The following is a 20,128-nucleotide window of genomic DNA, read 5'->3' as shown; positions in this document are numbered from 1 at the left end:
GAGATGACCGACAAGCCCGCACGGCGACGGCGTGATCCCGCGGCGCGTATCGAGGCGCTGGCCGCGGCGACCGAGCGGGTCATCGCAACCAAAGGGGTCGAAGGGCTCACCCATCGCGCGGTCGCCAACGAAGCCGGAATGCCGCTCGGCGCAACGACATACCACTTCGCCACCAAGGACGATCTGATCGCGGCAGCCCTGAAGCGAGCGGTCGACCGGTTCGCGCAGTACCTCAAGGATTGGCGCGCCGCCCACCCGCGCATGGATGCCGAGGAACTGATCGAACGCCTCGCAGACTCCCTGCTGCACAGCATCGACGACGAGCACGACCAGTACGTGCTGGAATCCGAGCTTTACCTCGCCGCCCTGCGCCGCCCGGCACTGCGGCCGCTCGCCGACCGCTACACCGCGGTCAGCTACGACACCCTGCGCCACTACGTCGACGCGGACACCGCCGCCGCGGCGGCCGCCGCGATGAGCGGCATCAGCCTGCAAGGCGTAGCCCGCAGCACCCCCCTGACCCGCCCCGAGATCGTCGCCATCCTCCGCCGCGTCATCACCCCAAACCCGGCATTGCCGGACTCCGCGTAACCCGATTCACCCCTCGCCACCTCGGCATCTTCTCTTCTTCAAGATTTTGTACTTGTGTACTTGTACATATGTACTGTAACTTGGCAATCGATCAGCAAATGGTTTTGTTGTCCGGATGCTTCACCCTGCGACCAAGGAGAACGTCATGGAAATGCGTCGAGTCTGTCCGCTGATGATCGTGCCCGATGCCGCCGCCACCCTGGATTGGTATGCCGAGCGCGGATTCGATGTGGTGCGCGATATCGCACCCGATGATCTGCATCTGCTGGTCAAGGACGGCGAGGGGTTCGCGCAGGTCATGGGCGCGGGAGAAGCGTATGCGTTCATGCCCGCCAAATCCGATGTCCCGATCGGCACCATGTCGGGCTGGTTCTATCTCAACCTCGACGACGCCGCCGCCTTCATCGACTCGATCATCGACCGCGTCGAGGTCGTCAAGGACGAGAAGTTCGAATTCGGCCGGGTCCTGTACTTCAAAGACCTCAACGGCTACACCATCGGCGTCAACCAGATCCAGCCACTGAGCTGACCTTCGACCACATCGGCGCGCCGGGCCGATCCCGTTGCGGACGAGCCCGGCGCGCCAGGGTCGCGATGTCAGGAGGATTCCATGAACCGCACCGCATTCCGCTGGTCCGCGCGACCTGTCATCGTCGCCGTGACGGTCGTGACCGCGCTGGCCGCGACACTGCTCTTCGTGCTGCCCGACCGCCGGGACGGGTGCGCCGATCCCGCAGCCTCGGTGCCGGCCCACGTGAGCTTGATCGACATCACCTCCGCCGACATCCCACGCGACCGCGCCTTCTACGAGCAATCCCTCGGCTGGACACTGAAAGCCGACTACCCGAACTACCCGATCCTGGCCGCCGGAGAAGGTCCCGATATCGGCATCGCGATGCTCGGCAATCCCGAAGCCGGTGCGCTGGAACCGTTGTACCGGATCGGCAAGCTCATCGTATTCTTCGCCATCCCGGATATCCCGGCGACGCTGCGGCGTGCGGAAGCCTTGGGCGGCAAGGTGACACAACCGTTGACGCCCATCTCGGCCGGAGGGTCGTTCGCGATGATCACCGACCCGGTCGGCAATACGATCGGATTGACCGAACCTGCCGAGCAAACCTCGGTACCGCCGACCGCGTCCACCCCCAATCCCGTGACGCTGGTTGCCATTTCGACTCCCGACGTGCCCGCGACCCGCGCGTTCTACGAGCAGCTGTTCGGACTGCACCTGAAGGAGCAGTCACCCGGCTACCCCATCCTCACCAGCGGCGCCGGACCCGACATCGGCATCGCACGTGCCGACGACCCCGCCGCCGGGCCTGCCGAACCGCTCTACCGAGTCGGCCAACCGGTGGCCTTGCTGCAAACCCCCGACATCGGCACCACGCTGGCGACAATCGACCGAACCGGCGGCACCACCTTCCAGACCGAGGTTCCCCTCCCCTCCGGCGGCGCGTACGCGTTTTTCACCGATCCCAGCGGCAACACACTCGGCCTGCTGGAACGCCCGTGAACCGGGTGGACCACACCCGCCGTCACAACGTCGAGGAGACGGTCTTGTGCGATGAATTCCTCCAACTCGGCGAAGGTCCCTATATCTATCTCACCCACTTCCGCAAAGACGGTACGCCCGTCGGCATTCCGATCTGGGTCGCGCGCGACGGCGATCATCTCGCGGTCTGGGTGTCGGCATCGCCCTCGGATACGCCGGGCGACCAAATTGATAGGAGCATTCATGGCCATCGACTTCGCCTGCGTCACCATCGACGCCGCACACCCGCCCACACTGGCCACCTTCTACAGCCAACTCCTGGGCTGGCAGATCTACGAAACCAGCGCCGACTACGCCCTCGTCGGCGACGGTCACACCACGCTGTGCTTCGGCGCCGTCGCCGCGCACACCCCACCGCGCTGGCCGGACGATCCCGACCACCCCAAACGCGTCCACCTCGACCTCACCGTCGACGATGTCGCCACCGCGACCGCACGCGCGGTCGAACTGGGCGCCACCCTGCCCGAACACCAGCCCGGCGCCAATCCCGACTGGCAAGGCCACCAACCCTGGACCATCGTCCTCGACCCTGAGGGCACACCCATCTGCCTCAACCCCCGAACCCAGTGACGATCCGATGCCATGCCGCGCAGGTCCGCCCCGGCCGGATTGGGCCGGGGCGGACCTGGATGTGGGTCATGGTCAGTGCGGTTGTGCAGCACTCTGTTTCGGCAGTCCGTACACCACCGCGAAAGAGGCCACAGTCAGTGCGATCGCCACCCCGGTGACGGTCCGCATGGCGTTCAATGCGACAGCCGGGCCGTCGCCGAGTGCGAAACCACTGAAGAACACCGTGCCCAGAACGGCCACGCCGAGTGCCGCCGCGCCCTGCTGGAACGACTCCAACAGCCCTGAGGCCGAACCGATTTCGTGGTTGTCGAGCTCACCGACGATGATTCCGAACAGTGGTACGAAGATCATGCCCATGCCGAGCCCGTATCCCAGCAAGGCCGGGGCCAAGGCGAGCGGCCCGGGCGCGGTCGATCCGCCGAACTGGAAGAACAGCGCGATCAGGCCGAGCAGCATGCCCGCCAGCCCGAGGTGCAGCACCTTGCGGCCGAGTTTGGGTGCCAGGCCCGCGCTCACCCCGGAACCGAGGAACGCGCCGATCGCCCAGGGCGCCATGGTCAGGCTGGCCCGCAGCGCGCCGTAACCCAGACCCAGCTGCAGGAACAGCCCGACCGCCAGCGAGAACCCGCCGACCCCGCCGAAGAACACGGTGACGAAGCCGATGCCGGAGGTGTACGAGCGCTTGGCGAACATGCTGGTCTCGATGAGCGCGACTCGCCCGGTCCGGGACCGCCGCACCTGATCGCGGGTGAACAGCCCGAGCACCGGAATCGAGGCGATCAGCATGGCGATCATCCAGCTCGGCCACCCGGCTTCCCGGCCCTCGACCAGCGGGTACAGCAGCATTCCCAGCCCGGCTCCGGCGACGACCGCGCCGCGCAGATCCAGGCTCAGACCCGGCAGCGGCGCGGCGGCGGGCAGAATCCACGCGCCCAGTGCCAGCGCCACAACGCCCAGCGGCAGGTTCATCAGGAAGATGGAGCGCCAGCCGCTGCCGAGCAGGTCGGCGTCGATGAGCAGCCCGGCCACGATCGGCCCGGCAATGGTGGCGACGCCGATCAGCGGGCCGAAAGCGGCGTAGGCCTTACCGAATTCGCGCCCGAACAGATCGCGGATGAGCCCGAAGCACTGCGGCACCATGATCGCCGCGAACAGCCCCTGCACCACGCGCCCGGCCAGCAGCAGCTCGATGGACCCGGCCGCTCCGCACAGCAGCGACGCGATGAGGAATCCGGTGAGCCCGATCATGAGCACCCGCTTGCGGCCGTACATATCGCCGAGCCGCCCGCCGGTCAGCAGCCCGATGGCCATGGCCAGGGTGTATCCGGCACTGAGCCACTGCACGGTCGCCACCGACCCGCCCAGCTCACCGCGAATGGCCGGCGCGGCCACGTTCACGATGGTGGCGTCGAGCAGGTTCAGCAGGGTCGCGGCCAGAATCGCGGCCAGCCCCCACCAGCGTCGCGGCAGCGGCCCGGTGGACTCTGTTGTGGTGGCTGGGGTTTCGATCGTCGGATGTTCGACTGCGATGGTCACTGCTGTCTCCTGAGGCCGGCTGGCGAACCAGAACGGAATGCTTTGTTCCCTTTTAGTGAAACAGAATGAATCATTCCGGTCAACCCGGAAATCTGATTTGGAATAGATCATTCCGTTCTGATACGGTTCGAAGCATGCGACCGACCAGGGTCGCTGATTCGAAGGGAAGTAACCATGTACCTCGTCGTCGGCGCCACCGCTCACTTCGGCCGTCAGACCGTGGATGCCCTGCTCGCCGCGGACCAGCCGGTACGCGCCCTGACCCGCCGCCCCGAAACCGCTGGATTCCCGGCCGGCGTGCAGGTCGCCGCGGGGGACCTCACCTCCGAAACCGCGCTGGCCGAGGCGGTTTCGGGCGTCGAAGCCATCTTCCTGGTGCTGCCCTACGGCATGGAGGTCGCACCGCTGCTGGCCGCGGCCCGGCGCGCCGAGGTGAAGCGCATCGTCTTCCTGTCCTCGGGCGCGGTGGTCGACGGCGCGGAGACTCAGCCCGATGTGATCGCGCAGTACCACCGCGAGGTGGAAGCGGCGGTCGAAGCCTCCGGGATCGAATGGACGTTCCTGCGTCTGCTGTTCCCGGCCATCAACTCGCTGACCTTCGCCATGCAGCTGGCCGGCGGCGATGTCATCCGCGCCGCGTACGGGCAGGCCGCCGCCTCCGTCGTGCACGAGAACGACGTGGCCGACGTGGCCGCGGCGGTGCTGGCGGGCGGGCACGCCGGGAAGATCTACGACCTCACCGGCCCGCAATCGCTGACCCAGGTGGAACAGGTCGAGATCCTGGGCGCGGCGCTGAATCGCCCGCTCACCTTCGAGGAGCTCGACGATGCCCCGGTGCGGGCGCAGATGGCACAGTTCATGGACCCGGCGTTCATCAACGCGCTCTTCGACCTGATGGCCGCGACCGTCGGCAAGCCCGCCGAGGTCAACACCGTGGTCGAAGCACTCACCGGACACGCGCCCCGGACCTACACCGAATGGGTCCGCGACCACCTCGCCGACTTCTCCTGAGCGAGCGGGAGATTCAGTACCGATATCCGTGGCCGGGCCCGGGACCCCATCGCTGCGGGTGGAGTCCGGACCCGATCACGAACGAATTGTCAGTGCTGGTGGTGGCGGACAACGGGCCAGTCGATGTCGGTCTCGACGGCCTTGTTCAGGTAGTTGGTGAACACATTGAGTGCGACACCGGCGATGGTCTCGACGATCTCGCCGTCGGACAGGCCGGCAGCTCGAGCGGCCTTCACCTCGGTTTCGGCGACGCCACCGCGCGAGCGGACCACGGCGGCAGCGAAGGTCAGGACGGCCTCGGCCTTCGGGTCGGCCGAGCGAGCGTGGCGGTTGGCCTCGATCTCGGCGGCGTCGAGTTCGGCGATGTTCGCACCAATGTAGGAGTGCGCGGACAGGCAGTAGTCGCACCCGTTTTCCTCGGCGACCAGCAGCGCGATCCGCTCGCGGGTGGCGGCCGACAGCGCACCGCCGGCAAGTGCGCCGGAGAACCCGAGGTAGGCCTCGAGTACGGCGGGGCTGTTGACCATGGCCTTGGTCATATTCGGAGTGACGCCCAGGGCCTTCTGGACACCGGCGAGCAGGTCGGCGGCCTTGCCGGTGGCGGCGTCGGGCTGGATCAGGGGCAGGCGGGACATGATGAAACCTCTTCTGGTGCAGAGTGTTCGGAGCGGCGAGCGCCCCGCGAACAGTGCCACACGGCGCGACCGACTCGGTCGCGATGGCAGCGAACTCGCGATGTCGCCGGTCCGCTGCCCGGTGTGCGTCTTCGAATCTAGGGTCGGCGAGGACGGCGACTCGGGGACTCGAAGTGCCGGTAGGAGGACTTCATACGCCAAATGGACCGGTCGGAAGGATTCTTTGGCCGTTATGCTGCGCCGATGATCGACGGCACCATCCCCGCACGCACCGCCGCCGTAATCCGGACGGCCGCCGTACGCGTGGGAGTGCCCCCCGCGCACCTGCACACCATCGCGGGCCTGGCCCCGGCCGCACTCGATGACGCCCTGCTGCGCGTGCCCACCGAATCGGTTTGGCGCATATGGGAACTGATCGACGACCTCGCCGGACCGGGATCCGGGTTGTGCGCCGCCGACGCCGCGGACCACGGCGACCTGCGCGCATGGGACTACCTGTTCTTCTGCCGGGCCACCCTCGCCGAGAGCCTGCGCACCGTGATCGAACTGCGGGCGGTGGCCACCGACCCCACCGGCGACTGGGAGCTGGTGGAGGACGGCCGCCTGCTCACCATCCGCACCATGCCCTTGGAACCCGACCGGGTTCTGGCACCGGTCGAGGAATTCGTGCTCGCGAGTCTGCTGCGCCGAATCCGCGCGGCCACCCGGCAGCGCATCACTCCCGTCCGGGTCGCCTTCACTCATCGCGCCACGCGCCGATCCTCGGTCCTGTACGACGAATTCGACACCACCCGAATCTATTTCGGTGCACCGCGCTCGGAGATCACCTTCCTCGACGCCGGCCCGCTGCCGACCGGGACCGATCCGCACCTGGGTGCGGTGGTCCACCATTACGCCGAACTCATCCTCGCCTCGGGCCGGCCCGCACCGAGCTGGCGCGACAGGCTCCGGTCGGCGATGGCCGAGGCGGCGGCGCGCGGCGAGCTGGACCTGGACACACTCGCGTGCCGACTGGCGATCAGCTCGCGCACCCTGCAGCGCCGACTGCGCGAACAGGGCACCACCTGGCGCGCGGAAGTCGACGACATGCGCCACCAGCAGGCCCTGGATCTGTTGCGCGGCACCGAACTTCCCGTGCGATCGGTCGCCGCCCGCCTTGGCTACACCGACGCCCGCGCGCTGCGCCGCGCCTTCCACCGCTGGACCGGACAGACCCCCGACGCCTACCGCCGGGAAGCCACCGAGCACTTCCGCAATGCTGATGCCGACCGGCATTGCGAGGGGTGATCGCGCTGCACAGCAGCGCGGACGGGGAACTGATCGCTGTTGAGGCTGTCACGGCCACAATAGGTTTCGCGCCTGCACGCCGCCTGTTGACCCACCCAACTCAGTATGTTCTGAGTTCTCCGCCTTTGGGATTCAGCATGGATTCGTGAGTCAGGCGTTCAACGGAACCGAACACCAGGAATTCATGGCCGGTATCCCACATCACGGACTGCACCACCTGCCGGTCTTTGAGGAAGACGTAGTACCCGGAAGGCACCGGGTCGGAACCGATCCGGGGTGGTAGCCCCTTCCAGCAAGTACCCGTCGGGATCTGGGCGCTCGCGTTCATCCGCTCATCGTCCCTAGCCGCAGAAGCGTCGATCACCGTGTCCCATTCATCGGACCAACCGGCGGCGCGCGTTACCTCACCGAGACTGACGGGTTGCTGCCCGCGCCCGGCGGTTTTGATCGCCGCCGTCAGCGCCTGGCTCGAACCGAGCGGCTGCGGCTCGCTATCGAGGCGGATTTCGGATAGACACGTTTTCGCGGCAGGCTTTTCGTGTTTGGCCGCACATCCGGCCAGCAGCGGCACCATCAGGACGCCGACAACGATCGTGGCTACTTTCACTTACCTCACACTCACTTTCCGGGAAGTGGGATATCCACGCCCGCAGGACTTCTGGTCTGGTCCCAACCAACGGTATTACTGAAGGCAATCTGAGCGGGAGCGTCGGACCCATTGGGTCTGTGGATGACGATAGTGTCGCCCCTATCGACCGCAGCGATGACCGCTGATTGCAGATCTTCCGGTGATGCGTTCATATTCGCCAAGGCCGATCTGGCGGCCAACCTCATTGTTCTTGAGGTCCATCGCCTCACGTTGCGGACCGTTTCCGCCGACCATTTCATGGGCGCTGGCGTACTGCTCTGCCCATTCGGCGCCGAACTCCTGAGTCATACGCGCATTCCAGTAGGCGTGCCGAGCCGCGTCCGCATGACCGTCATCCTTCGAGCCGTCAAATACTGCGGTGTACTTGTTGGTCTTTCCGAACGCCTCTGCTTCGTTCTTGATTTCGTTGAACGTCTGATAGTTGAGCGGATTGCCGCCGTAGAGTGGGTTACAGAGTTCATCCATCGCGGCCTTTTCTTCGACCGTCATCTCCACCGCCTGAATGTCAGGATACTTCAACCTGATCAGTTCCAGCAGAGTCGAGTCGGGCCAGACAACGATCTCGGACTTCGTCGTATCCACCTGGTAGTTCAGGAGAATATCCTTGAGTGCGGCATTGTCCGGTATGCCGGCCAGCACCAGCTTGACATCCTGGGATACGTTCTCGAGCTGCGTGGCCAGGTTGCGCGCACCGATCTTGTCGGTTTCCTGCACATCCCAGAACGCCTGTTTGAGATCCGCACTCAATCGGAGGCACTCAGCGGTCTTCCAGGCAACAGAAGCCGGGTTCCCCCAATTGTTTTTTATTGTCTCCCAGTTCGAGTCGTATGACTGCACGTCACCGTTCTCGTCATCGTAGAAGAGATTCCACTCCGATTCTTTGATCTCGTCGACAACCGACTGCAAACTCTCGATATCGGATTGCAAATCGGTGGCCGTGGTGTCGATCTGCCGATGAATGGCATCGAGGACATCACCGGACGTAACCGCCTCGTTCTTCAACTTGGTCGACATGGTGCGGGCGGCAGCACCGGCGGCCTCACCGAAGTAGGATTCGGACCCCTGAATAGCCTTGTCAGCATTGATGGATTCAGCCTCTAGGGTAATGCCGGCGTTCATCGCCTGCGCACCGGCGAAGCGCGCCGAATCGAGCTTCCACCCGAGTACCGTGGAGATTGTGATCTTCTCGTCACTCACTTTATCCCCTGGAATCCGGCTACATTCGTCTCTTCCATCACATCGACAGCGCCCGCCGCAGCATCGGTTTGGTCCGCGAACTGGGTAAGCCTGCCTTGATGGAGGGTGACCACCCGGTCCATCGCCTCGAGCACCTCCTTGATGCGGTCCGCGAAGGCCGAGAATGGCATCGCAGGAAGAGCGGCGTTACGGTCGGCCACCCCGATCGGGGCCAGTTTGCCGATCGCACCGCAATGGGTACGCGTATCGGTCGCAAGCGCACGAATCTTTTCGGGATCAAATGCAACCATGTCGACAACCCCACCAATAGTTTTCGTTTCACGAGTCCCCCATCACCGACCACAATGCTGCTGGATAGTAGCGGCCGGTATGAACAGTGAACAACCCGACGCAGATCTTCGCTACAGTGTCGAGCAGTCGGGGGGAGACGACCCGGCATGGACGATCCGGATGAAGGGGAGCGAAGCAGGTGGACCAGCGTCGCGCGCGGGCCGAAAAGATCGACAGGGTCATCGGGGAGGTGCGAGCCCAGGCTCGCGCCGATGACCGCACCATGGCGATCGAGGTGGATGCCTACGGGCAGATCACCCAGATCAGGCTGTCGCCGCACGCCGTCGCCGAGGGAACCCAACAGCTCGAACGGACCATAATCGAGCAGTACAAGGCGGCGCGGGCCGACGCGGAAGCGCAGGCGCACAAGGTATATGAGCAGTTCATTCGGGACGAGAAGAGGGACGCCGCAGTGGCAGCGCCGCGACCTGAATGGGCCGATCAGGACGATGTGCAGCCGGTCAAGTTGTGGGCCAACCCGCGGTGAGGAACCGAGCATCGGGGGTAGCGGATCCTGCCTCGGCGGCTAGCCGGCGGCTCGGCCCTGGGCGTCCGGCTGGAGGGCGCGTTCGATTTCGGCGGTGACCGTGGCGGGGTCTTCGAGGGTGGTGCAGTGGCCTAGGCCGGGGAGTTCGCGGTAGCGGGGGGTGGATCCGTTGGCGCGCAGCAGGTCTGCGATGCGGCGGGAGGCGGTGGGTGGGGTCAGGCGGTCGGCGGAGCCGACCAGGATTGTGGTGGGGATGGTCAGGTGCGGGAGGCCGGGGGTGACGTCGAGGTCGGCCAGGACTCGGGGGGCTCGGGTGCGGAAGGGGTTGGGGCAGGAGGTGATCAAGGCTTCGGTGAAGGCGGTTTCGGCGGGCTTCGTGCGGGTGGTGAGGACCGTGAGGCGGAAGAACGCGCCCAGCAGGGCCGGGTTCGGGACCGGGAATTTGCCGAGGGCGTAGGCCAGGAGGCGCTCGCGGTGGGGGCGGTCGAGGCCGGGGAAAGGCAGGATCAGGGTGTGGGCCGCGAAGCGGTCGGCGATGGTGTCGATGAGCAGGACCGAGCGGGCGTAGCGGGTGACTTCCTGAGGATGGCGGGCCGCCCAGGACATGATGGCGATGCCGCCGAGGCTGTGGCCGGCGATGGTCACCTGCTCGCCTGGGGACAACAGGGCCGCGAGGAGCTGGGACAGGTCGTCGCCGAGGGCGTCGACGCTGAATGGGCGGTGGCCTTGGGTGCTGCGGGCGAAGCCGCGCTGGTCGTAGACCATGACGCGGTAGCGGTCGGCTAGTTGGTTGATTTGCGGGTTCCAGTATTCGATTCGGCAGGCGTAGCCGTGGATGAGCAGGATGCGGGGGGCGGTGCGCGGGCCGTATTCGCGGACGTGGATGCGGGCGCCGTCGGGGGTTTCGACGGTCGTGATGTCGTAGGGGATCCTCGGGTTGCGCAGGAGCCCGGGGGCCGTTTCGCCGGGGGCGAAGACTTCGTCCGTGCCGGTGTTCGGGGGGCGGAAGGCGCGGAGATAGCGGGCGGGGCGGCCGTCTACTCCGAACTGGGCTCCGAGTTGGGTCCAGATCATGGGATTACGCTCCTTTGCGTATCTCGTCACCGGCGGTGAACTGCGCTACACGTACATTTCGTCGATGCGGTCGGCGTATCCGGCCGCGATCGGCTTGCGCTTCAATTTCGTTGTGGGGGTGAGATAGTCGCCGCCTGGTTCCCAGGTATCGGGGAGGATCGTGAACTTCTTGATTTGTTCGACTCGCGACAGCGTCTTGTTGGCGGCGTCGACGCCGGACTGGACCGCCGCGTGCACGGCCGGATTCGCCGCGAGGTCGGCCATCGAACCCGAAATACCGTGCTGCTCGGCGAATTTCAGGACCGCTTCCGGGTCGAGGGTGATCAGCGCGGTGTTGTATTGCCGCGCGTCGCCGATCACAACCACGGGTCCCGCGAAGGGGAGGTTGGCGGTCAGCGCGTTCTCGATATTGGCCGGGGACATGTTCTTCCCCGCCGCGTTGATGATGAGTTCCTTCTTGCGGTCGACGATCCGCAGGTAGCCGGCCGCGTCGATCTCACCGATATCGCCGGTGTGCAGCCAGCCATCGGAATCGATTGCCTCGGTGGTCTTCTCGGAGAATTTGCGGTAGCCGCGCATGATCATGGGTCCGCGGGCCAGGACTTCACCGTCCTCGCCCAGCGCGATCTCGGCATCGGGCACCGGAGTGCCGACGGTGCCGATACGGGTGGCATCGGGGCGGTTGATGGTCAGCGCACAGGTGCCCTCGGTCAGGCCCCACGCTTCACAGACGGGAATACCCAGCCCGACCATGAATTCGAGGACCTCCACCGGAATCGGCGCCGCGGCCGACACCGCGATCCGAAGATTGTCCACGCCGAGCTGCTCGCGCACCTTCGCGAGAATCGGAGAGGCGGCGCGATATTGGAGCCGGTCGAGCAGTCCGGGGCCGCGGCCCTCGGTGTTGGCGTGCGCGATTCGGCGACCCGACGCCAATGCCCACTCCAGTAGTGCGCGCTTGGGCGCCTCTTCTGCGGCGATCTTGGCTTCGAGACCGGCTTTGACCTTCACCCAGATCCGTGGAACACCCAGGAACAGCGCGGGACGCACCTCGGTGAGCGCCGTGATGACCTGCTTCGGGTCGGCCACGGTGGTGATGCGGACGCCGGTCTTCAACGAGTTGTAGTGCGCCACCCAGCGATTGGCCATGTGTGCGTCCGGCAGGTAGGAGATCACGCCGTCCTCGGCGCTCAATCCCCCCACCGCCGCCATGAGTTCATCGATGAGCTTGGCGCTGGCCCATTGATTGGCGTGCGTGATCTCCACGCCCTTGGGCATGCCGGTGGTGCCGGAGGTGTAGACGATGGTCAGCAGATCCTCCGGGCGCACCGCACGCCAGCTGGCCTCGAAGTCGAATTCCGGTGCGGGAGCGGCCTGCACGTCGGCGAGGGTGAGCACCCCGGGCGCGTCGCCGATGCAGATGATCTGCTCGACCTTGCCGCCGAGCTCCATACCCGCGCGCACCTGCGGCAGAAACTGCTCCTCGCAGATGACGATCTTGGCATCGGCATTGTCGAACTGGTAGCCGAGCACCTCCGGCGGATTGGTGTTGTAGACCGAGAACGGCGTGGCGCCCGTGTGCAGGACCGCGGTGTCGCACAGATGGAACTCGGGACGATTCGTCATCATCAAGGCCACGGTGTCCCCCGGGCGGACGCCCAACCGCGCCAGCCCGGAGGCGATGGACCGAACCCGGTCCCCGTACTCACCCCATGTGATGACCACACCGTCGCCGACGGTGCGCAATGCGACCTCGGAGGCGTGGGCCGCCACGGTCTTCTGGAATGCCGCGCACAGGGTTTCGGGCTCGGATCCGGGTCGATTCATGGTTTCGCAGACCTTTCGTGCGGCCTCGCGGGAGGCCGGAGTAAAAGCGGGGAGCCGCGACGCGGCGCGTGGTCACGGCTGCCCGCCACCGCTGCGCCCTACTCGGCGCGCAGGCTCGCGGGCACGCGGAAGCGCGCGCCGTAGCGCTCGGCCAGTTCCTCGGCGCGGGCCAGGAAGGCCGCGCGGCCGCCCGGATATCCGGCGATGAACTGGCGCACGCCGCCCGTCCAGGCCGGGAATCCGATGCCGAAGATGGAGCCGATATTGGCGTCGGCGTCCGAAGCGATGACGCCTTCGTCGAAGCACTTCTGGGTTTCGAGGACCTGGATGAACATCAGGCGGTCCTGCAAGTCCTCGAAGGGAACTGCCGATTCACGGCTGGTCTTGTACTCCTCGCGCAGGATGTCCCAGAGACCGGCGCGCTTGCCGTCGGCGTACTCGTAGAAGCCCGCGCCGCCGAGCTTGCCGGTGCGGTCGAAGCGGTCCATAAGGGTCACGACCACCTCGTGCGCGACCGGAATCGATTCCGCGAGTTGGACTCCCTCGGTCTCCGCGGCCGCGATGGTCTCGTCCATGATCTTGCGGATGGTCCCGAAGGACAGCTCGTCGGCGACCTGCAGCGGCGCGGCGGGGTATCCGGCCTGGAAGCCCGCCTGTTCGATGGTGGCCGGGTCGATGCCCTCGGTGAGCATGGTCATGGCTTCCAGCAGCCACAGGGAGAACACGCGGGTGGTGTAGAAGCCGCGGCCGTCATTGACGACGATCGGGTATTTCTTGATGGCGAGGGTGTAGTCGATGACCCGGGCCAGGGTCTCGTCCGAAGTCTTTTCGCCCCTGATGATTTCGATGGGCTGCATGGCCTCGACGGGCGAGAAGAAGTGGATGCCGATGAAGTCCTGCGGCTGCCGCACACCCTGCGCCAGCCCGGTGATGGGCAGCGAGGAGGTGTTGGAGCCGAGCACCGCGCCAGGCTCGACGAGACCCTCGATCTCCTGGAAGACCTTGTTCTTCAACTCGGTGTTCTCGAAGACGGCCTCGATGACGAAGTCCACGCCCGCGAAATCGGCTGGGTCGGCGGTCGGATGGATGCGGTCCAGCAGCGCCTTGGACTTCTCCTCGGTGGTGCGGCCCTTCGCGAGGGCCCTGGCCTCGAGGTTCTCCGAGTACGCCTTGCCCTTCTGTGCGCTCTCGAGCGAAATGTCCTTCAGCACAACATCGATGCCCGCCTTGGCGGTGACGTAGGCGATGCCCGCGCCCATCATTCCCGCGCCCAGAATGCCGACCTTCTTGATCGGCTTCTTCTCGATGCCCTCGGGCCGCGCCGCGCCGCCCTCGACCTGCTGGAGGTCGAAGAAGAACGCCTGGATCATGTTGCGCGCCACCTGGCTCTTGACCAGGGACACGAAGTAGCGCGCCTCGATCTGCTGCGCGGTGTCGAAATCGACCTGCGCGCCCTCCAGCGCGGCGGCCATGATGGCGCGCGGCGCGGGCATGTGGTCATTGCCTTTGAGCTGCTTGTGCAGGTTCGCCGGGAAGGCGGGCAGATTGGCCGCGAAGGCCGGGGTGGACGGCGAGCCGCCGGGGATCTTGTAACCCTGTACATCCCACGGCTGGGCGTTCTTGTCCGGATTGGCCTTGATCCACGCCTTGGCGGCGGGCACCAATTCCTCGACGCTGCCCACGATTTCATCGATGACGCCGACCTTCAGCGCCTTGGCCGGGCTCATCCGGGCGCCGGTGAGCAGCACCTGCATGAGCGCGCCCTGGATGCCGATCAGCCGCACCGCGCGACCGATGCCGCCACCGCCCGGCAGCACGCCGAGCAGCACTTCGGGCAGGCCGATCTGGGCGCCGCGCACATCGGCGGCAATGCGGTGATGGGTGGCGAACGCGAGCTCGAGACCCCCGCCCAGCGCGGCGCCGTTGATGGCGGCCACGACGGGCTTGCCGATGGTCTCCAGGCGGCGCAGCTGCGCATTGAAGGCAGTGGTGACCGCGAGGATCTCCTCCGACGCCGCCGGAACCAGCTGTTCCAGCAGCACATTCAGGTCCATGCCCGCAAAGAAGGTCTTCTTGGCCGAGGTGAGGACGACTCCGGTGATCTCGTCCCGCTCGGCCTCGATGCGATCCAGCACGGCGGTCAGCGACGCCTGGAACGCCTCGGTAATGGTGTTGGCGGACTGGTTCGGATCGTCCAGCGTCAGCGTGACAATGCCGTCGGCGTCGCGGTCCCAGCGAATAGTGTTGTCGGTCATTGCGTTTTAGACCCTCTCGATGATGGCGGCGACGCCCATGCCGCCTGCGACGCAGAGCGTGATCAGCCCGTAGCGGCCGCCGGTGCGCTCGAGCTCGTCGAGCACGGTGCCGACCAGAATCGAGCCGGTCGCCCCGAGCGGATGCCCCATGGCGATGGCGCCGCCGTTCACGTTGTACTTCTCGTCGGGAATCCCGAAGTGCGCCTGGACTTTCAGCGCGACGGCGGCGAACGCCTCACTCATCTCGAACACGTCGATCCGGTCGACGGTCAGACCCGCGAGCGCCAAAGCCTTGTCCACGGCCGGAATCGGCCCCTCGAACATGAGCACCGGATCCGAGCCGCTGGTGGCGCAGGAGACGATGCGTGCCCGCGGCACCAGGCCGCTGGCCTCGCCGGCCTCCCTGCTGCCGACGAGGACCAGGGCCGCGCCGTCCACGATCCCGGAGCTGTTGCCGCCGGTGTGCACGTGATTCACCTTCTCCACGAAGGTGTACTTCTGCGTGGCGACGGCGTCGAAACCGCCGAACTCGCCGACCATGGCGAACGCCGGCTGCAGCTTGCCCAGATCCGCGACGCCGGTGTTCCGCCGAATGTGCTCGTCATGGTCGAGGATCGTGACGCCATTGACATCCTTCACCGGCACAACGGATTTGGCGAAGTAGCCGCCGTCCCACGCCGCCGCCGCGCGCTGCTGTGAGCGCACCGCGTAGGCGTCCGCATCCTCCCGGGTGTACCCCTCGATCGTGGCGAGCAGGTCGCACGCGACACCCTGGGGGATGAAGTAGTTGTCGTAGGCCGTGGCCGCGTCGTAGGCCATCGCCCCACCGTCACTGCCCATTTCGACGCGCGACATGGACTCCACGCCACCCGCGATGACGAGTTCCTCGAACCCGCCGCGCACACTGGATGCGGCCATGCCGACCGCCGACAGCCCGGAACCGCAGAACCGGTTGATCTGCACCCCGCCCACCGTGTCCGGCAGCCCCGCCAGATTCACTGCCGTCCGGGCGATATCCATGCCCTGATCCCCCACCGGGGTCACGCAGCCCAGCACCACATCCGAGATGCGGTCCTCGTCCAGATCCGGAAACCGCACCCGCAGTTCCTCGATGAGCCCCACCACCAGCGAGATCGGCTTCACCCCGTGCAGCGCACCGGTCTTCTTGCCCTTACCGCGCGGCGTCCGGATAGCCTCGAAAATGTATGCCTCGGTTGTCATTCCGAGAATCCCTTCTGGGATAGGAGCCCGCGCCGCGCCTCGTACGAGGGGGTTCGGGGCGAAGCACCTGAGAGTCCCGAGAGTTGGTTCCGCTCACAGCGAGCGCGAGATGATTTCCTTCATGATTTCGCTGGTGCCGCCGTAGATGCGGTTCACCCGGGAGCCCGTGTACATGTTCGCGATCGGGTACTCCATCATGTAGCCGTAGCCGCCGAACAGCTGCAGGCACTTGTCCACGACCTTGTCGCAGGTCTCGGCGGCGAACAGCTTGGCCATCGAGGCCGTCGACGGGTCGTTCTTGCCGTCGATGTACTGCTGGATCGCATGGTCGACAAGGGTTTTGATGGCCAGCGCCTCGGTCTTGACCTCGGCGAGGGTGAAGGCATTGTGCTGGAACTTGCCGATCGGCCGGCCGAACGCCTCGCGCTCGCGCGAGTACCGCAGCGCCTCCAGCACGGCGGCTTCCGCCAGCGCCGAGCACAGGCTCGCAATGATCAGCCGCTCGCGGGCCAGCTGTTCCATGAGCTGGTAGAAGCCCAGCCCCTCCTGCTCGCCGAGCAGATTCGCCACCGGCACCCGCATGTCCGAGAAGAACAGCTCGCGGGTGTCCTGCGCATGCTGCCCCATCTTCTCCAGCACCCGCCCGCGCTCGAACCCGGGCAGATCCTTGGTCTCGGCCACGATGAGCGAGACCCCGGCGGCGCCCTTGCTCGGATCGGTCTTCGCGACGATCACCAGCAGATCGCAGTGGGTTCCATTGGAGATGAACGTCTTCGAGCCGTTGATGACGTAATGGTCGCCCTCGCGAACGGCGGTGGTGCGCACCGATTGCAGATCCGATCCGGTGCCCGGCTCCGTCATGGCGATGGCCAGCACCAGCTCACCGCTGATAATGCCCGGCAGCCACTTCTCGCGCTGCTCGGCATTGCCGTAGTTGTACACGTAGTGCGACACGATCGGCGAGTGCACGGAGAACCCGAAACCATTGTCGTGCGCGTAGACCAGCTCTTCCTGCACGACCGCCTGCATGCCGAAATCGCCTCCGGCGCCGCCGAATTCCTCGGGCAGATCCAGGCCGAGCAGGCCCGCGTCGCCGGCCTTGTTCCAGAACTCGCGGTCCACCTGGTGCGCGTGGGTCCAGCGCTCGCGATTGGGCACGGCTTCCTTCTTGAAGAATTCGGCGGCGTGTCTGCGCAGCTCGCGATGCTGCTCGGTCTCCCAGGTGGGGCGGTAATCGGGGAAGAGTGCGGACATCGGTGTTCTACTTTCCGGTCTCGGTATTGATTCCGTTGAGCGGCAGGTCTTTCCGTGCCGCGATGGCTTCGAGTTCGGCAATGGTCCGCTCGGCGAACGCCGCGCGGAAGCCCGCATGGCTGCCGTCGGCGCCGAAGGCGGCCAGCGCGCCCATGAAGAAGTGCGGTTCCACCGCGCCGAGCGCGACGTAGCCGTCCTTGCACTCGTAGATGCCGTAGCCCGGGAACGCGCCGCCGAGTATCGCGCCGGGTGCGGTGAGGCGATAGCGCACCGCATCGCCCGCACGCGCCGCCGCCTCTTCCAGGGCAACCCGATAAGGCTGTCCGGCACCGGTTTTCGCCCGGCGCACCAGCGCGGCCAGCGCGGTGGAGACCGCGCGCTCGGCCCCGAGCATGTCAGCGAGCGGCACGGTCGGCATGGCCGGCGGCAGCAGGGTTCCGTGCACGGCCTGATAGTTGAGGTCGTGTCCTGGCACCTCCGGATCGTCGGCGTGCCCGACGATCTCGATGAGCGACACCTGCGGGAAGCGCTCCTGCGGCTGGGCCAATCCCAGTTTGGCCAGCGCACTGGGCCGCATGGAGGTGATCAGCAGATCCGCGGTCGCCAGCAGTTCGTCGAGCTTGGCGCGATCGGCCGCCTGCTTGAGGTCGAGGGTGACCACCGACTGAGCGGCAATCAGCTTCCCGTACCAGTCCGGCGCGGCCGCGGCCAGCGGATCGCCGCCGGGCGGTTCCACCTTGACCACCGTCGCGCCCAGCTCGGCCAGCCGCGCGGCGGCCAGCGGCCCGGGCAGATTCACCGCGAGCGAGACGACCTCGACACCGGCAAGGGGCGGCCGCATTGCATCCTCCATGAAAGCGAACAATACGGTTGTATAGTCAACAGGTCAACAGTAACATTTCATGGACAGCAGACCAGTTGATTACTACGCGTCGTAGAATCGCCTGATACCGACTACTCGAGGGGCGATGTGCTGAATCCACGGGCCACCAACGACGACCTGACCGCCAAGGCACGCATTCGCAATGCCGCCATGGACCTGTTCGCCCAGCACGGCGAATCCCGGGTCTCGCTGCGCGCGGTCGCCGCCGAGGCCGGCGTCACCCTGGGGCTCGTCCAGCACCACTTCAAGACCAAGGCAGGTCTGCGCGATGCCGTCGACCAGCTGGTCGGCGAGTACTTCCACCAAGCGGTGCACTCGGTCCCCGGCGCGGGCACGCCCGGCGAGGTGGCCGCCGCCCGCGATCAGGCCGTGCGCGAGATGCTCCGGGACAATCCGGCGGTCGTGAACTACCTGCGCCGCGCGATTCTGGAACCCGAACCCGCGCAGCTCGCGTTTCTGGAGCGTTTGGTCGAACTCGTTCGCTCCGAGGTGATTTCGCTGCGCGAGGCGGGCCTGGCGTCCACCGACCGCCGCGAATCCACCCAGATCGTCGAAATCCTGGTCCGGCAACTCGGCGAACTGCTGCTGGCTCCGATGATCGATTCGGTGTGGGCGATGGTCGACCGCACCGGCACCGCCCCCAAACCGCGCGTGCGGATGACGGTCGACGAATAGCGTCCCGGCCCGCCCTCACAACCCCCACGCCGATGAAAGTGGGCACGCCCGATCCGGGAAGATAGGCGCCGAGAAACCCGAGTACAAGGAGACAGCGACAGTGCAACGCATCGGAGTGATCGGCGGCGGAACCATGGGTGCCGGTATCGCGGAGGTGGCGGCTCGCGCCGGCGGATCGGTCCTGGTTCTGGAGCGCGACACCGAGGCGGCCGACGCCGCTGTGGCCCGCATCGAGAAGTCCCTGGCGCGCGCGGTGAAGTCCGGCCGCCTGGAGCAGGCGGCCGCCGACGAGGCCCGCGCCCGCATCACCCTCACCACCTCGATCAACGATTTCGCCGACCGTGAGCTGGTCATCGAGGCGGCCCCGGAGATCGAGTCGCTCAAGACCGACTTCTTCACCAAACTGGACGGCATCGTCTCCCCCGAGACCATCCTGGCCACCAATACCTCCTCCATCCCGGTCATCCGGCTGGCCAATGCCACCGCCAATCCGGGCCGCGTGGTGGGCGTGCACTTCTTCAATCCGGTGCCCGTGCTGCCGCTGGTCGAGATCGTGGTGACCCTCAAGACCGACCGCGAGGTCGCCGACAAGGTCACCGCCTACGCCCGCGACATCCTCGGCAAGCGCACCATCGAGTCCAAGGATCAGGCCGGCTTCATTGTCAACGCCCTGCTGATCCCCTACCTGTGCAATGCGATTCGCATGTACGAGACCGGTTTCGCCAGCGCCGAGGACATCGACGAGGGCATGGTCAGCGGCTGCGCCCACCCCATGGGCCCGCTGCGCCTGACCGACACCGTCGGCCTGGACGTCACGCTCGCCGTGGCCGAATCCCTGTACGCCGAATTCGGCGAGCCGCAGTACGCCCCGCCGGTGCTGCTGCGCCGCATGGTCGACGCCGGCTACCTGGGCCGCAAGACCGGCCGCGGTTTCTACACCTACTGATCTCCCCGATCGTGGCGTAATCGGCAGGTAACAGGCTGGGGCCCGTTTGTGAAAGTCTACGAAAACCGGGTCTCAGCCTGCGGGGGTCTTCAGGTCTTCCACCCCTAGCTGACTGCGCCGGCTTGGCTGTGTACTCCTTCACACAAGT

Annotated in this window: 20 protein-coding genes; 9 read left to right on the top strand and 11 right to left on the bottom strand. The window is 66.2% G+C overall.

Annotation, left to right across the window (positions count from 1 at the left end):
* Positions 1-3: 3 nt before the first annotated feature.
* The 4 genes from ACFVIV_RS02110 (at position 4) to ACFVIV_RS02095 (ending at position 2,713) form a co-directional block, all read left to right on the top strand.
* Positions 4-591: a TetR/AcrR family transcriptional regulator gene (locus ACFVIV_RS02110; RefSeq protein ID WP_379192909.1), complete on the top strand. Its 588-nt coding sequence runs from the start codon at positions 4-6 to the stop codon at positions 589-591.
* 145 nt (positions 592-736) lie between these two features.
* The gene (locus ACFVIV_RS02105; protein WP_379192908.1) at positions 737-1,120 is read left to right on the top strand and encodes a VOC family protein; all 384 of its coding nucleotides are present in this window, start codon (positions 737-739) and stop codon (positions 1,118-1,120) included.
* Between the two features lie 81 nt (positions 1,121-1,201).
* Positions 1,202-2,104, top strand: coding sequence for a VOC family protein (locus ACFVIV_RS02100; protein ID WP_379192907.1), 903 nt, complete (start codon positions 1,202-1,204; stop codon positions 2,102-2,104).
* Positions 2,105-2,326: 222 nt separating this feature from the next.
* The gene (locus ACFVIV_RS02095; RefSeq protein ID WP_379192906.1) at positions 2,327-2,713 is read left to right on the top strand and encodes a VOC family protein; all 387 of its coding nucleotides are present in this window, start codon (positions 2,327-2,329) and stop codon (positions 2,711-2,713) included.
* Positions 2,714-2,785: 72 nt separating this feature from the next.
* On the opposite strand, the gene ACFVIV_RS02090 is transcribed toward ACFVIV_RS02095, so the two are convergent.
* On the bottom strand, positions 2,786-4,249 hold the full coding sequence (locus ACFVIV_RS02090) for an MFS transporter (protein WP_379192905.1): 1,464 nt from the start codon (positions 4,247-4,249) through the stop codon (positions 2,786-2,788).
* A 174-nt stretch (positions 4,250-4,423) separates the two neighbouring features.
* On the opposite strand from ACFVIV_RS02090, the gene ACFVIV_RS02085 reads away from it, so the two are divergent.
* Entirely contained in the window at positions 4,424-5,260 is an 837-nt protein-coding gene (locus tag ACFVIV_RS02085; RefSeq protein ID WP_379192904.1) for an NAD(P)H-binding protein, read from the top strand.
* Positions 5,261-5,349: 89 nt separating this feature from the next.
* Here ACFVIV_RS02085 and ACFVIV_RS02080 read toward each other — a convergent pair whose 3' ends face one another.
* On the bottom strand, positions 5,350-5,895 hold the full coding sequence (locus ACFVIV_RS02080; protein ID WP_379192903.1) for a carboxymuconolactone decarboxylase family protein: 546 nt from the start codon (positions 5,893-5,895) through the stop codon (positions 5,350-5,352).
* A gap of 243 nt (positions 5,896-6,138) precedes the next feature.
* On the opposite strand from ACFVIV_RS02080, the gene ACFVIV_RS02075 reads away from it, so the two are divergent.
* A complete protein-coding gene (locus ACFVIV_RS02075) occupies positions 6,139-7,182 on the top strand; it encodes an AraC family transcriptional regulator ligand-binding domain-containing protein (RefSeq protein ID WP_379192902.1) in 1,044 nt (347 codons plus the stop codon).
* Between the two features lie 100 nt (positions 7,183-7,282).
* On the opposite strand, the gene ACFVIV_RS02070 is transcribed toward ACFVIV_RS02075, so the two are convergent.
* The 3 genes from ACFVIV_RS02070 to ACFVIV_RS02060 form a co-directional block, all read right to left on the bottom strand.
* Positions 7,283-7,789, bottom strand: coding sequence for a hypothetical protein (locus tag ACFVIV_RS02070; RefSeq protein WP_379192901.1), 507 nt, complete (start codon positions 7,787-7,789; stop codon positions 7,283-7,285).
* 141 nt (positions 7,790-7,930) lie between these two features.
* Positions 7,931-9,028, bottom strand: coding sequence for a DUF6973 domain-containing protein (locus tag ACFVIV_RS02065; protein WP_379192900.1), 1,098 nt, complete (start codon positions 9,026-9,028; stop codon positions 7,931-7,933).
* On the bottom strand, positions 9,025-9,318 hold the full coding sequence (locus ACFVIV_RS02060; RefSeq protein WP_379192899.1) for a hypothetical protein: 294 nt from the start codon (positions 9,316-9,318) through the stop codon (positions 9,025-9,027). The genes ACFVIV_RS02065 and ACFVIV_RS02060 overlap by 4 nt, the downstream gene beginning before the upstream one ends.
* Positions 9,319-9,497: 179 nt before the next feature.
* Between ACFVIV_RS02060 and ACFVIV_RS02055 the strand changes: the two genes are divergently transcribed.
* On the top strand, positions 9,498-9,845 hold the full coding sequence (locus ACFVIV_RS02055) for a YbaB/EbfC family nucleoid-associated protein (RefSeq protein WP_379192898.1): 348 nt from the start codon (positions 9,498-9,500) through the stop codon (positions 9,843-9,845).
* A 39-nt stretch (positions 9,846-9,884) separates the two neighbouring features.
* Here the strand turns inward: ACFVIV_RS02055 and ACFVIV_RS02050 are convergent, their stop codons facing one another.
* From ACFVIV_RS02050 to ACFVIV_RS02025, 6 genes are all read right to left on the bottom strand, one after another.
* Complete coding sequence (locus ACFVIV_RS02050; RefSeq protein ID WP_379192897.1) at positions 9,885-10,919, bottom strand: alpha/beta fold hydrolase; 1,035 nt, start codon at positions 10,917-10,919, stop codon at positions 9,885-9,887.
* A 45-nt stretch (positions 10,920-10,964) separates the two neighbouring features.
* Positions 10,965-12,746 carry an AMP-dependent synthetase/ligase gene (locus ACFVIV_RS02045; RefSeq protein ID WP_379192896.1) on the bottom strand — a complete coding sequence of 594 codons (1,782 nt, stop codon included), beginning with the start codon at positions 12,744-12,746 and terminating at the stop codon, positions 10,965-10,967.
* A gap of 98 nt (positions 12,747-12,844) precedes the next feature.
* Entirely contained in the window at positions 12,845-15,001 is a 2,157-nt protein-coding gene (locus ACFVIV_RS02040; protein WP_379192895.1) for a 3-hydroxyacyl-CoA dehydrogenase NAD-binding domain-containing protein, read from the bottom strand.
* Between the two features lie 6 nt (positions 15,002-15,007).
* Positions 15,008-16,222, bottom strand: coding sequence for an acetyl-CoA C-acetyltransferase (locus tag ACFVIV_RS02035; protein ID WP_379192894.1), 1,215 nt, complete (start codon positions 16,220-16,222; stop codon positions 15,008-15,010).
* A 93-nt stretch (positions 16,223-16,315) separates the two neighbouring features.
* Entirely contained in the window at positions 16,316-17,476 is a 1,161-nt protein-coding gene (locus ACFVIV_RS02030; RefSeq protein WP_379192893.1) for an acyl-CoA dehydrogenase family protein, read from the bottom strand.
* A 7-nt stretch (positions 17,477-17,483) separates the two neighbouring features.
* A complete protein-coding gene (locus tag ACFVIV_RS02025) occupies positions 17,484-18,329 on the bottom strand; it encodes a CoA transferase (RefSeq protein WP_379192891.1) in 846 nt (281 codons plus the stop codon).
* Positions 18,330-18,446: 117 nt separating this feature from the next.
* On the opposite strand from ACFVIV_RS02025, the gene ACFVIV_RS02020 reads away from it, so the two are divergent.
* Positions 18,447-19,034, top strand: coding sequence for a TetR/AcrR family transcriptional regulator (locus tag ACFVIV_RS02020; protein WP_379192889.1), 588 nt, complete (start codon positions 18,447-18,449; stop codon positions 19,032-19,034).
* A gap of 100 nt (positions 19,035-19,134) precedes the next feature.
* On the top strand, positions 19,135-19,980 hold the full coding sequence (locus ACFVIV_RS02015; RefSeq protein WP_379192887.1) for a 3-hydroxybutyryl-CoA dehydrogenase: 846 nt from the start codon (positions 19,135-19,137) through the stop codon (positions 19,978-19,980).
* Positions 19,981-20,128: the final 148 nt, after the last annotated feature.

It is taken from the genome of Nocardia sp. NPDC127526 (assembly GCF_042672265.1).
Lineage (GTDB): Bacteria > Actinomycetota > Actinomycetes > Mycobacteriales > Mycobacteriaceae > Nocardia.
The sequence above is the reverse complement of the archived record's forward strand: the minus strand, read 5'-3'. Positions and strand labels throughout refer to the sequence as shown.

Excerpts from the sequence above, each read along its gene's own strand:
- ACFVIV_RS02095 (WP_379192906.1), top strand. The coding sequence starts at position 2,327 with ATGGCCATCGACTTCGCCTGCGTCACCATCGACGCCGCACACCCGCCC.
- ACFVIV_RS02060 (WP_379192899.1), bottom strand. The coding sequence starts at position 9,318 with ATGGTTGCATTTGATCCCGAAAAGATTCGTGCGCTTGCGACCGATACG.
- ACFVIV_RS02045 (WP_379192896.1), bottom strand. The coding sequence starts at position 12,746 with ATGAATCGACCCGGATCCGAGCCCGAAACCCTGTGCGCGGCATTCCAG.
- ACFVIV_RS02025 (WP_379192891.1), bottom strand. The coding sequence starts at position 18,329 with ATGGAGGATGCAATGCGGCCGCCCCTTGCCGGTGTCGAGGTCGTCTCG.
- ACFVIV_RS02050 (WP_379192897.1), bottom strand. The coding sequence starts at position 10,919 with ATGATCTGGACCCAACTCGGAGCCCAGTTCGGAGTAGACGGCCGCCCC.
- ACFVIV_RS02035 (WP_379192894.1), bottom strand. The coding sequence starts at position 16,222 with ATGACAACCGAGGCATACATTTTCGAGGCTATCCGGACGCCGCGCGGT.
- ACFVIV_RS02075 (WP_379192902.1), top strand. The coding sequence starts at position 6,139 with ATGATCGACGGCACCATCCCCGCACGCACCGCCGCCGTAATCCGGACG.
- ACFVIV_RS02100 (WP_379192907.1), top strand. The coding sequence starts at position 1,202 with ATGAACCGCACCGCATTCCGCTGGTCCGCGCGACCTGTCATCGTCGCC.
- ACFVIV_RS02110 (WP_379192909.1), top strand. The coding sequence starts at position 4 with ATGACCGACAAGCCCGCACGGCGACGGCGTGATCCCGCGGCGCGTATC.
- ACFVIV_RS02085 (WP_379192904.1), top strand. The coding sequence starts at position 4,424 with ATGTACCTCGTCGTCGGCGCCACCGCTCACTTCGGCCGTCAGACCGTG.
- ACFVIV_RS02080 (WP_379192903.1), bottom strand. The coding sequence starts at position 5,895 with ATGTCCCGCCTGCCCCTGATCCAGCCCGACGCCGCCACCGGCAAGGCC.
- ACFVIV_RS02105 (WP_379192908.1), top strand. The coding sequence starts at position 737 with ATGGAAATGCGTCGAGTCTGTCCGCTGATGATCGTGCCCGATGCCGCC.
- ACFVIV_RS02030 (WP_379192893.1), bottom strand. The coding sequence starts at position 17,476 with ATGTCCGCACTCTTCCCCGATTACCGCCCCACCTGGGAGACCGAGCAG.
- ACFVIV_RS02040 (WP_379192895.1), bottom strand. The coding sequence starts at position 15,001 with ATGACCGACAACACTATTCGCTGGGACCGCGACGCCGACGGCATTGTC.